Raw genomic sequence first — 11,694 nt, forward strand, 5'->3', positions numbered from 1 at the left:
CAAAAGGCGGAAATCTTCCGTTTCCGACTTTCCTGAGAGGAAAGCTGGAGCACAGAGAAGATTTCCGCCTTTGATGGTATTCAGGGATAACCGGGAATAAAAGCCCGTGCAAATTTCAAAAGGTTACCCTTCACTAAAATTCAATCATTAAAAAATCGCACTCCAAATTTGAGCCATTCAGTGCAGGAAATTATTTACGGAATGAATGGAATTATTGAATATCAATAGACGGATACAAATAGATAGACAAAAAGAGGAAGCATCCAGATTGTTAAAAATACCGGATACTTCCTGAATGTCGATGAAATTTGATTTAAATCACTCAAATGATCGATGAATGATAAGATCCATCCATTTGGAGCGTTATTGTTACAGCATTATTGATTGATGACTTTTTGTTTTCCTTTGATGATCCTTTTTTCAGCGTAATCAGAGTGATCGAATCTGATCTGACAGGAAAGCTGCTTCATCAAAAGAAACTGAGTTTTGTTTAATAGAAGAGTTCTTCTTTTGTGGTATCGCGTGGAATTGGAGTATAAGAGATTTCAATATTGCGGTTTTCATCCTGATCCCGGTCACTGACAAGCATTTTTGTCAGAAGACGCATGGAAATGGCACCCATGTCATACTCTGGAATGTTATAAGAAGAGATTCTTGGACGAACCATATTCAAATATTTCGAATCGAGAACGCTGACAATCTGCAGATCTTCGGGGGAATGAAATCCTGCTTCAGCCGCTGCATTCATAACTGCTATGGCCTGTGAATCTCTGAAAGCCATATTGAATTTCGCTGGTTTATGATCCTTGAAATAGTCCTTGAAGAACGCATAGGAAGATTTATATCCATCACCATATGAGATATATCCTTCAAAATTTTTGCCTGCATCTTCAAACGCCTTTTCAATTCCTTTTTTGAGCTGTTTCATCATTGAAAGATTCAGACGATCCTCCATCAAAGTAATGTCGTCGACACCCTGTTCGATCAGATCACGAACAAGATCATAAGCCAGACGTTCAAAGTCGACATAAACATTACCGACGTTTTCATCCTTTTTGCCTTCAAAACGAGCTCCGACTACAACCATTGGAATCTGATATTCATGGAGAACTTCCATTTCATCTTCAGTAAAGTTGTCATTGAATAGAATTACACCATCCACACGGGACTTGATAATCGATTCGATGACATCCTGCATCTTCGAAATCCCTTTGGATGTCGTATGAAACATAATGTTATAATTATATATTTTGGCTACATCCATCAGACCGTTGAGAATTTTTGTATTGTAAGCCAGCAGTTTTTCTGACATAACAATTGAAATAGTCGTCGTTTTAGACAATGCGAGCCCCTGAGCAATGGCATTTGGTTTATATCCCAATTTCTCAATGGCTTCCTGTACCCGGTTACGGGTATCTTCTCTGACTACATTTGAATCATTAATGACTCTTGAGACCGTGGCCAAAGATACATCAGCTTCTTTGGCTACGTCATAAATCGTTATCCGCTTCATTCTTGTACCTGTTCCTTTATGTATTCTGAGCAGAATGCAAATGCTTTCTGCCGCTGATTTTATTGTAATGCATAAATCTGAAAAGATACCGAATCTCTCTCATTTCTTTCATTTCTCTTCCAAAATCACAAAATCCAGAACTCAGATGGCTGAATTCTGGATGAATTGATTTCTTTAGTTTTGAACTATCTCTGATTTTTTCAGATTATAAGGTACTTACTTGTTGTCTTTGTTGGCTTTATCTGGAGTTGCCGGCAGTTCATCTTCTTCAGAATGAGAAGCAAAGAAATTGTTGATTCCTTTGAATAAAGCATTATTGAATTCAGCAGCGCTCTTTTCGGCAGCAGTTGCCAGGTTCTTGAGTCCTTCGGAGTGACGAAGCTTATCAATGCCTTCATCGAATTTATCTGCCACTTTTTTGAATTCAGGAACTTCCATCAGTTTATCATAGCCGTATTTAAAACCATCACCAATCATACCAGCTGTTCCGCTGACAAAGTCCTTACCAGCCTGCATCGTATCCTTGAACTGTTCAGATTCGGCAGTTTCAATCACTTTTTCACGAGTGTTGTTGAGCAAATTAGCTGTATCATTTTTAAGCTGTTCGAGGTTTTCCTTAACCTTATCTGGCTGGGTATTGGTTTCAAACCATTTTCTGAACTCGTCAAAAATCACATCGAGTTTCTTCTCTGCTTCGTTTACGATTTCAGAATTTTCCTGATTGTCGTTTTCGCGCATAGCATCCAAAGCTTTCTGAGAAGCTTTTTCCATTTCATCAATAGCTGCTGCTTTAACTCTAGCCGCTTCCTGTGCATCACTGACGGCTTTGGCTGCATCTTCATTGGCTGCATTAATGTCAGCCTGAACTGGGTTTGCTTTTGCGGCAGCGTCCTTTGCGTCTTTTCCTTCTGTTGTGTTGATAATCATTGGATTGTTTTCGTTGTTCATCTGTTTCTCCTTCCTGGATCAGTTCCGGACAGTCCTGATCCACATATTCTAATCAACTTCAAAACAAATCATTCAAGTTTTATCTTGAAAGTCAGATTTCGATCAGATTAATTCAACTTTCTTTTTTCAGGCAGAATTACTCTTTTGTTTCGTCATCTTCGATAACGATTATTTCGGTTTCGCCGGCTTCTTCATTTTTCACTTCGTTTTGTGCAGCCTGCTTATTTAAGTCAGCAATTGGAACAAATTCAGCATTCGAATTGTCTTCCTCATTTACATCAGCAGCACTTGGTGAAAATGAATTCATATTTCGGCTAGCCTTGGGCTTGTTGAGTCGTTCCTTGAAATGGCTTATGGAATCATCCATCACGCCTAAAGCGCTTGTAGCGGTCTTTTTAACCGACGCCTGAAGTTCATCGACGGTCTTTGAGACAGCGTCTACCGTTTCAAGCGGGGATTCGAGTTTTTCGAGGTCTCTTTGAAGAACCTCAAGAGTTTTCGTTGTTTCCTTTACGGTATCTATCAGATGCTTGAACACAAGCGCCAGATAAATAAGTACCGCACATGCAGCCACGATCATAATAACCTGACCGATTTTAATTAATAAATCAAAACTGATATACATAAATAAAAATTAAATTCCTCCTCGGGCTCATTATATGGGGTTTCATTTCGCTCATTATAACATTGTGCTCTCTGATTTCGCACTTTAGTCAAATTGACTAAAAGCAAAATAACACTGCCTGACAATGGGTTTGGGGGTCAGAAATCCCCAATGAAATGGCATCGGCCAAAGATGAATTATCGAACCTTCTGATCAGTCTGATTTCATGTCCAGGATTATTGTAAAAAAAGGATCTGAAACAAAAGCGTTCCAAATCCTTAAACATCTCTTATCAATTTGACAGATTATTCTTAAGCTTATCGCGAAGAAGATAAATATCCTTGCTCGACATGAACAGATAGACCGCTGGTCCCATCTCTTCGAGTTTTTTGGCGGATTCTTCTGAAATATCAAGAAGCATTCCATCGTTCAGCTTATTTAAAAGATCATCAATCGTCACAGTGATCGTCTCATCTTCGGGTCTGGCATTTGCCGGGAAATCGAGCACAATGGCCTGATCGGCTTCATTGAGCGATTTTGCAAATCCATCCAGGAAATACTGCAGCCGGGAATAACGGTCCGGCTTATACAGGGCGATCACCTTTTTGTCTGGATATTTTGCCTTAGCGGCTGCAATCATATTGTGAATTGCCGTCGGGTGATGAGCATAATCATCGATTAAGACATTTTCACCGATTTCTTCGATCACAAACCGACGATTAATTCCCTTGTAAGCCTGCAGGCCTTCGACAATGGCTTCCGGTTTCATACCAAGAAGGCTGGCCATTGCAAACGCTCCTAATGAATCCCATAAGAACGGATAGCCCACTTCATCTAAAGTGACATGAACGAGGATCTTTCCATCGTGTTCAACATCATATTCCATTCCATCATGACCCTGAACAAAGTTGATGGCCCGGTAATCATTTCCTTCTTCAAGTCCATAGGTAATGATTGGACAGGGATAATCAAGATCTTTTAGATAAGGATCATCGCCAAAGATGACTGCTCCCTTTTTGATCTGGCTGGCAAACTGCGCAAAGGCTGAAATGTAGTCATCGAGATCTTTGTAATAATCCATGTGGTCAAGCTCAATATTGGTGATGATTGCATAATCAGGATGATAAGCCAGAAAATGCCGCTTGAATTCGCAGGACTCAAGAATAAAGTTTTTTGCGTCTTCAGGCATATGACCATGGCCATCCCCGATCAGAAAGCCGGTAGAATCTCCCAAGGAAAGAACACTGGCCAGAATTCCTGTAGTCGTTGACTTGCCATGGCATCCGGCAACACAAATTGAAGTATAGTCTTCAAGCAGATGACCAAGATATTCGTTATACCAGTAAACCTTAACGCTCGGATTTGCTAAAGCGGCTGCAACTTCCGGATGATCCTTTCCAAAGGACAGTCCGACAATGACCGTATCATTATCGTGAATATTCTCTGGATCAAATGGATAAATCGGAATGTTTCGATCTCTTAAACCATCTTCCGTAAAAATATATTTTTCGATATCGGAACCCTGCACTTCTTTGCCCTGATCATAAAGGATCTCGGCTAAAGCAGCCATTCCGGTTCCCTTAATTCCTGTAAAATGAAAACTCATGCTTTGTTAGACTCCAGGGAAAGCTGTTCGCTTTGTTCGGCTGTTTTCTTTTCAGCCGGTGCGCTGACGGGTTCACGGGTTAAAAGATCAGCTACATCACGAATGGGTTTTGCATTCGTGGAAGGCTGAGCATAGGAAGCCGATTTCTTTTCATCCCGGGTCGGGGCAGCTTTTTTCTTCTTGTTTACTTTCTGTTTTGGCTGATAGGCTGGAATATGTTCGACCGGAGCCTGTTCAATTCCAGCGGTTTTTCCACTTCCAAACATTGGTGAAATCACAGAAGTCATTTCAATTTCTTCTGTAGGTCTTGGAAGATTAACTGCATCATGAACCGCTTCAAATTCCTTGTCATCGTCATCCATATTTCCAAAAATCGGAGAAATCACGGCTTCATATTCAAATTCATTGGTTTGACGGCGAACTGGTTTTGCGATTTTGCGGCGGTCATAGCGATAGGCGCTGTTTGGACGGCTTTCCGGTTCAGTTTCCTTTTCCGGTTCTGGTTTGGAAATATCTTCCATATTGAGTCCAGTAAAGATGGAACTCTTATTTTGCAAAACTGCTTCACTGGCTACCATGTTATTGGATAATCCACTGATGCTTAAATCTGATGGAACAGGATTATTGACTGAGGTAGAAACCGGAGGCGTATAGGCCGGCGCAGTATTGTGTTCAGTTGGTGTTGGACTTAAATTGACTGATGGAGAACCATTTCGGTGTTCATCAGGTGTTGTGATGGGTTCAATGTAATCATCTTCATCTTCGTCATCATCAGCCACATCTTCATAAAGGAAGGACTGCATTAACTCTTTAAAGCTTGGCATATTATAACTTCTCCTTTACTTTGTTTAAAAATTCCTGAATTTCTTCTGGTGTCTTTCTTAATTTGGAAACAAAACGTCCAGTTTCTTTTCCATTCTGAAAAGTCAGAAGAGAGGGTATACCCAGAATTTCCTGTTCAATAGCCAGATCAAGATTTTCATCACGATCCATATGAACAAACTGGAAATCCGGATTGGCGGCTTCGATGGCTGGCAGCAGCGGGTTGAGATATACACAATCCGGACACCAGTTGGCAGACCAGACGACTACCGTTGGCTTATCGCTGTCAATGGCTTGATTAAATTCTTCAACAGTATGCAGATCAATCATTTTTTCTTCTCCCCTTTTTCCAGACGCTCCGATAAATCGGATTGCCGGCTTCCATAAATTTTCTTTCGTATTCCGTAATTGCATCTTCAGGATGTTCATCGCGGCGATAATCGACTGAAAAGTCGATCAATTCAAATCCCGCCTGCAGCATCTGAAGAATCGAATATTCAAATAAGGATGAGTTATCGGTTTTCATCCAGATTTCTCCTTCTTCCGAAAGAATATCCCGATACTGATCAAGAAATGCCGGAGACGATAAACGTCTTTTGGCGTTTCTTCGTTTTGGCCATGGATCGGAAAAGTTTAAATGAATGATATCCGCTTCCCTGTTCTGAAACCAGTTTCTTAAATCGGTTGCATCCCCATAGATCATTTTCAGATTAGGCAATGGAGATTCATCGTATTTTTTTGAAATCATGCCGGCCGCAGATTCATTTTTTTCGATCGCGATAAACCCATCCTCAGGATTCATCCTGGCCATATCATGAGAATAACTTCCTTTGCCAGCTCCGATTTCAACATGCAAAGCACCATCCGTTTTCAATTTTCTTTTCCAGCGGCCTTTGACTTTTTCTGGTTCCATCATGCGCGATGGGCTGGTTTTCAGGTAATCTTCCGCCCATTTTAACCGGCGCATTCTCATCGTCTATTCACCTGCAAGGGAATAAATGGCTTCAGCATAGATGGCCATTGCTTCAAGCAGATCATCCGCTTTGATTCCCTCGTCTCTTTGATGGCATCCTCCGACAAAGAGGTCTGTCGTTTTTTCTTCATTGGGTTTTACTGGGCCAAAGGCAACGAACTGATCGAATTCCTTGGCATAGGTTCCGCCTCCAATGGTAATCGCCGGAGTAAACGTATCGCCGGTATATTTACTGTAGGCATTCATCAAGCTTGTAACCAGTGTTGAATTTGGATCGACAAATAATGGATCTCCAGCATATTCAACCGTAGGAACGATATCGCTTGCAAGCTTTTGGCAGGTTTCTTCAAACCCTTTGGCAATGACTTCAGGGGTCGTATCATTTGGATAGCGAATATCGACTAAGGCGTACGCCTGACCATCCTTGAATTCAATAATTCCTGGATTCATAGTCAGAAAAGACATGAATACGCCGTTTTTCTCAATTCCAACCGGCTTTCCTTTCCAGTCCTTGAGAAGTTCATAATAATCACGGGCTAACTGATCATCATACGCTTCAGCAATGAAGTTCAGAAGATGAGTTCCGGCATTGATGCCTTCATATGGAGTAGAACCATGAGCAGGAACGCCTTCCATAGAAATATGAACTCCATCCTCTTCTTTTGAAATTGATCCGCTCAGACCATTGCTCTTTAAGTAAAAGTCAAAGAGTTCTTCTTTTGGATCATTGACATCCACTATCGCTTCAGCATTTCCAATAACGATATTTGGACGCAGTCCGCCTTTAAAATAGCGAATCTTTGTCGGATCACTGGACTTCAGAGAAACATGCATATTTCCCTTTTCTCCATAGATGACCGGAAAATCAGCATCCGGAGTAAATCCAAGAGTTGGTATTTCTCCATGCTTCTTGTAATACTTCATGCAGGCTGATCCGCTTTCTTCATCCGTTCCTGCGATCAGCATGATCTTCCGCTTTAACGGCAGGTTTTCATCACGGATCATTTTCATTGCATAGTAGGCAGCTAATGTCGGTCCTTTATCATCTAAAACACCACGACCAAATACATAGCCATCATCAAAGGTCACTTTCAAAGGATCCTTGGTCCAGCCATCTCCCAATGGAACGATATCCAGATGTCCTAAGATTCCAACAGATTCTTCCCCCTGACCTAATGTTACCGTTCCTGCGTAACCATCAACGTTTTCGGTTTTAAACCCATCGCGATCGGCCATTTCGAGAAATGTATCGAGAGCCTTGCGAGGTCCTGGACCAAAAGGCATTCCAGCCGCTGGATCGGCTTTGGCTTCATCTTTTGTTGATTCAATTTCTACAAGTGTGTTGAGATCCTTAAAATAGGAATCTCTGTACTTTTCAGCAAGTTTACGAAAATCCATAAAATTAAAACAACTCCTTTATTTTTCAGATCATGCCAGAATCACAGCTTAAATCATTCATGGTAAAAAATGATTGAAGCCTGAAATTTTCAGCATGATTTTTCTCTTGAAACAATCTTCCTTCATTCAGTTTAAATCAAAAAGGCATAATGATTCAGAAATAGTTTAGCATGGAATAGGTGTATATTCCTGCAGGCATCAAAAGTGAAACCATAAAACAAAACAGGTTTGCCAAAATCGGATTCATCCTGGCAAACCTGTTTATTAATAAATTGAATGATTTCGCCTTGTATAAAGGCTTCAGAAGACAGTTTCAGTCAACAGGAATCTTACTGATCCATTCAGTCAGAAACAAATGTTTTCTGATTTTAGTCCTCCTTGTGATCATCACGGGGTCTGCGGTTTGCAGAAGGATGATCATTTCTTGGACGGCGGTCCGGACGATGATTGCCGCGGCGGCTTACATAGCGGTCGGACTTTTCGCTTGGTTCCTTAAATCCTTCCGGTTTTGGAAGCAGAGCTTTTGCAGAAACACTGACTTTTCCCTTGTCGTCGATTTCTGTGACCTTAACACGAACAATATCTCCAAGTTTGAGCACATCTTCAACCCTGTCGATTCTTTCATGAGCGATTTTAGAAATATGGAGTAATCCATCGGTGTTTCCAAACAGGCGAACGAAGGCTCCAAAGTTTTCAATACGAACAACTTCCGCTTCATAGATTTCACCGACTTTGGCTTCACGAACGATTTCTTCAATCCGTTTCATCGCCTTATTGATAGCTTCGCGGTCCATATGATAAACCGTTACGCTTCCATCATCATCGATATCGATCTTGACGTTGTCGCATTCATCAATGATCTTGTTAATCATCTTACCGCCAGGTCCAATGACATCCTTGATCTTGTCGGTATTGATCTTCATCTGATCCATCTTAGGCGCGTATTTGGATACATCAGCTCTAGGTTCCGGAATGGCTTCAAGCATATTGGCCAGGATTTCCTTTCGAGCCTTATTAGCCTGACTTAATGCTTCTTCGAAGATTTCACGGGTGATTCCTTTAACTTTGATATCCATCTGCAAGGCAGTAATTCCCTTTTCAGTACCCGCTACCTTGAAGTCCATATCTCCAAAGTGATCTTCCATACCCTGAATATCAGTTAATACCGTATAGTTTCCAGTATTTTCATCCATAATCAGACCCATGGCAATTCCTGCAACTGGGGCTTTGATTGGAACACCAGCTGCCATTAAGGACATGGTTCCAGCACAGATGGAAGCCTGAGAAGAACTTCCGTTGGATTCAGTCACTTCAGCTACGGTTCGAATTGCATATGGGAATTCTTCTTCAGAAGGAAGAACCTGAAGCAATGCTCTTTCACCAAGTGCTCCATGACCGATTTCACGGCGTCCTGGTGATCCCATTCTTCCAGTTTCACCGACGGAATAAGGCGGGAAGTTATAGTGATGCATAAAACGTTTATTATCGACTTCAGTGACATCGTCAATGATCTGATTTTCATTGAGCGCGCCAAGAGTTGTAGTTGAAATTACCTGAGTTTCTCCACGGGTAAACATGGCGGAACCATGAACTCGAGGAAGCAGATCCACCTGAGAATTCAAAGGACGGATTTCATCAATCTGACGGCCGTCTGGGCGAACCTTATCTTCAATGATCAGACGGCGGACTTCATCGGCTTCAATGGCCCTGCAGATTTTGGATACCTGTTTGAGGATATCCGCTTTTTCCTTTTCAGATTCATATTCAGCCGTTTCGTATTCTGCAACTGCTTCATCCACTAACTTGTCGATGGCTTCATAGCGTTCGAGTTTTTTCTGAATGGATACAGCTTTACGGATTGGTTCTTCGTATTTTGATTTAACTTCAGCTTCGAGATCTGCATCGAATGTAAATAATGGAATTTCTCTTTTTTCCTTGCCGCATTCAGCAACGATCTGCTCCTGGAATGCACAAAGTTCCTTGATTCGATCATGACCAAACATCAGCGCAGCAAGCATCACTTCTTCACTGACTTCCTTGGCACCGGCTTCAACCATATTTAAAGCCTGAGCCGTTCCAGCAACCGTCAGTTCAATCTCTGAACGTTCCTGCTGTTCAACAGTTGGATTACAGATAAATTCTCCATCGACTAATCCAACCTTTACTCCGGCAATGGGTCCATTAAAAGGAATGTCGGAAAGACATAATGCCAGTGAAGCGCCAAGCATTGCCGTCATTTCGGAAGTCACATCCGGATCAACCGATAAAACCGTATTGACAACCTGTACTTCATTTCTGAATCCTTCCGCAAATAACGGACGGATTGGGCGGTCAATCATTCGGGCACTTAAAGTCGCGTGTTCAGAAGGACGACCTTCTCTTCTTAAAAATCCTCCAGGAATTTTTCCTACAGAATAAAGCTTTTCTTCATAAGAGACCGTCAACGGGAAGAAATCCAATCCTTCCTTTGGCTGACTGGCCGCAACAGCGGTAGAAAGCACAACAGTTTCTTCATATCGGACAAGAACTGCCCCAGAAGCCTGTTTAGCAATTTCACCGGTTTCTACTGTGATCCCCCGACCACAGAAATCGAGATGAAATTCGTGTTTTGACATCTTATTTTAATAACCTCGCTTATATACAGCGTCTATCATAACACAGAGAGTATAAATAAATATCCTGTTTTTGGGCAATTGTGGGAGTGGTTTGGTAATTGATTGATAAAGTGAACAATTTAAGACGTAGAGCATTCTGAGTTTAAAGAAGGTAATCAATACAAAGAAGAATATTTCGTATTGAAAAACAGGCATATCAAAGGAACATCTGTACGGTTTGCGTGATGATGAATCAGAACACAGCCTGAAACATTTCAGGCAGAAAGGAAGAATTATGGCTAAAATTTATCTTGCGCAGAAATTTTTTACTTTCAAAGATGGATTTAATGTATTCGATGAAAAAGGTCAGGTCATTTATTCGGTCAAAACGCCGTTAATCGCCCTGACGACAGAACTAAGTGTTGACAATGCTCAGGGAAAGAAAGTCGCCGCAATCAAAAAGTCAATGGATCCTCTGTTTCCTGGCTATAACCTGTTTGTAAATGGACAAAAGATTGGTCGAATGTATATGGATCATACCCTTTTGGGCTCACACCTGCATATCACCAGACTTGACTGGAACATCGAAGGAAACCTTTTAGGCTGGAGCTATAAAGTGAAAAAAGGATTTGGAGTCGTTGGGCGCATTTCAGTACAGCCCTGGCATATGAGTGATCATTATGCAATCGAATTTGATAATGAAAAAGATGAACTCCCATTGCTGTTAGTCACACTCGCTGCATTCTTAAACAATCAGGAAGCAGAAGCAAAGAAAAACGAATCCAAAAAATCTTAAACAAATTTTTTAAAAAATAATCTTCTATATCATTAAAATTGTTTTCCAGTATCCACGCAGATCACGCAGAACTAGTTTTTATATTTAACCAGACACGATTAAATCGAATAAAAAAACAATCTGGCAGTAATACCAGCTAAGATCCTAAGTTGATCTGAAGCGTTTTTAGTACATTTCAGAGAATAGAAAAAAGCCGATCCGAAGAGATTCACTCTGTTCAGATCGACTTGCTTTTTGCATGGCCTCTTGCTATTTTCGCTGTTCACTATCGTCGCCGTTAGAATGCTTGACTGCTGGGTGCGGAATGTAACCAGGTATTTCCATTCTGCCATCAAGACCACACCATGGATCTTTCAAAACCAAACATCAGCGACATCCTTCTTGTCTGTTGTCTTTGTTCTTTGTGTTCTTCACTTCGCTTGCTTCGATCAAGCCCTCGA

The 11,694-nt window shown here is 41.3% G+C and carries 10 protein-coding genes and 1 rRNA gene; 1 reads left to right on the top strand and 10 read right to left on the bottom strand.

Annotation, left to right across the window (positions count from 1 at the left end; genetic code table 11):
- Positions 1-490 precede the first annotated feature (490 nt).
- The 9 genes from BO222_RS03340 to pnp form a co-directional block, all read right to left on the bottom strand.
- Positions 491-1,513, bottom strand: coding sequence for a LacI family DNA-binding transcriptional regulator (locus BO222_RS03340; protein ID WP_075818321.1), 1,023 nt, complete (start codon positions 1,511-1,513; stop codon positions 491-493).
- 216 nt (positions 1,514-1,729) lie between these two features.
- Complete coding sequence (locus BO222_RS03345; RefSeq protein ID WP_075818324.1) at positions 1,730-2,461, bottom strand: hypothetical protein; 732 nt, start codon at positions 2,459-2,461, stop codon at positions 1,730-1,732.
- A 136-nt stretch (positions 2,462-2,597) separates the two neighbouring features.
- Entirely contained in the window at positions 2,598-3,041 is a 444-nt protein-coding gene (locus BO222_RS03350) for a DUF948 domain-containing protein (RefSeq protein WP_143356920.1), read from the bottom strand.
- A 316-nt stretch (positions 3,042-3,357) separates the two neighbouring features.
- Entirely contained in the window at positions 3,358-4,671 is a 1,314-nt protein-coding gene (locus BO222_RS03355; protein WP_075818327.1) for a UDP-N-acetylmuramate--L-alanine ligase, read from the bottom strand.
- Entirely contained in the window at positions 4,668-5,495 is an 828-nt protein-coding gene (locus BO222_RS03360) for a hypothetical protein (RefSeq protein WP_075818328.1), read from the bottom strand. Before BO222_RS03360 ends, BO222_RS03355 begins: the two co-directional genes overlap by 4 nt.
- Position 5,496: 1 nt before the next feature.
- Entirely contained in the window at positions 5,497-5,823 is a 327-nt protein-coding gene (locus BO222_RS03365) for a thioredoxin family protein (RefSeq protein ID WP_075818330.1), read from the bottom strand.
- Complete coding sequence (trmB, locus tag BO222_RS03370; RefSeq protein WP_075818332.1) at positions 5,816-6,466, bottom strand: tRNA (guanosine(46)-N7)-methyltransferase TrmB; 651 nt, start codon at positions 6,464-6,466, stop codon at positions 5,816-5,818. Before trmB ends, BO222_RS03365 begins: the two co-directional genes overlap by 8 nt.
- A 3-nt stretch (positions 6,467-6,469) precedes the next feature.
- Positions 6,470-7,864 (bottom strand): dipeptidase PepV, encoded by a 1,395-nt coding sequence (pepV, locus tag BO222_RS03375; protein WP_075818334.1) that lies wholly within the window; start codon positions 7,862-7,864, stop codon positions 6,470-6,472.
- Between the two features lie 368 nt (positions 7,865-8,232).
- The gene (gene pnp / locus BO222_RS03380; RefSeq protein WP_075818336.1) at positions 8,233-10,479 is read right to left on the bottom strand and encodes a polyribonucleotide nucleotidyltransferase; all 2,247 of its coding nucleotides are present in this window, start codon (positions 10,477-10,479) and stop codon (positions 8,233-8,235) included.
- A gap of 274 nt (positions 10,480-10,753) precedes the next feature.
- Between pnp and BO222_RS03385 the strand changes: the two genes are divergently transcribed.
- Entirely contained in the window at positions 10,754-11,254 is a 501-nt protein-coding gene (locus BO222_RS03385) for an LURP-one-related/scramblase family protein (RefSeq protein ID WP_143356921.1), read from the top strand.
- 236 nt (positions 11,255-11,490) lie between these two features.
- On the opposite strand, the gene rrf is transcribed toward BO222_RS03385, so the two are convergent.
- Positions 11,491-11,596: ribosomal RNA gene (gene rrf / locus BO222_RS03390) — 5S ribosomal RNA — on the bottom strand.
- Positions 11,597-11,694 lie beyond the last annotated feature (98 nt).

The sequence above is a fragment of the Ileibacterium valens genome (assembly GCF_001945525.1).
Lineage (GTDB): Bacteria > Bacillota_I > Bacilli_A > Erysipelotrichales > Erysipelotrichaceae > Ileibacterium > Ileibacterium valens.

Bases quoted from the DNA above. Each gene is read 5' to 3' on its own strand.
- BO222_RS03340 (WP_075818321.1), bottom strand. From the start codon at position 1,513: ATGAAGCGGATAACGATTTATGACGTAGCCAAAGAAGCTGATGTATCT.
- BO222_RS03345 (WP_075818324.1), bottom strand. From the start codon at position 2,461: ATGAACAACGAAAACAATCCAATGATTATCAACACAACAGAAGGAAAA.
- BO222_RS03350 (WP_143356920.1), bottom strand. From the start codon at position 3,041: ATGATCGTGGCTGCATGTGCGGTACTTATTTATCTGGCGCTTGTGTTC.
- BO222_RS03355 (WP_075818327.1), bottom strand. From the start codon at position 4,671: ATGAGTTTTCATTTTACAGGAATTAAGGGAACCGGAATGGCTGCTTTA.
- BO222_RS03360 (WP_075818328.1), bottom strand. From the start codon at position 5,495: ATGCCAAGCTTTAAAGAGTTAATGCAGTCCTTCCTTTATGAAGATGTG.
- BO222_RS03365 (WP_075818330.1), bottom strand. From the start codon at position 5,823: ATGATTGATCTGCATACTGTTGAAGAATTTAATCAAGCCATTGACAGC.
- trmB (WP_075818332.1), bottom strand. From the start codon at position 6,466: ATGAGAATGCGCCGGTTAAAATGGGCGGAAGATTACCTGAAAACCAGC.
- pepV (WP_075818334.1), bottom strand. From the start codon at position 7,864: ATGGATTTTCGTAAACTTGCTGAAAAGTACAGAGATTCCTATTTTAAG.
- pnp (WP_075818336.1), bottom strand. From the start codon at position 10,479: ATGTCAAAACACGAATTTCATCTCGATTTCTGTGGTCGGGGGATCACA.
- BO222_RS03385 (WP_143356921.1), top strand. From the start codon at position 10,754: ATGGCTAAAATTTATCTTGCGCAGAAATTTTTTACTTTCAAAGATGGA.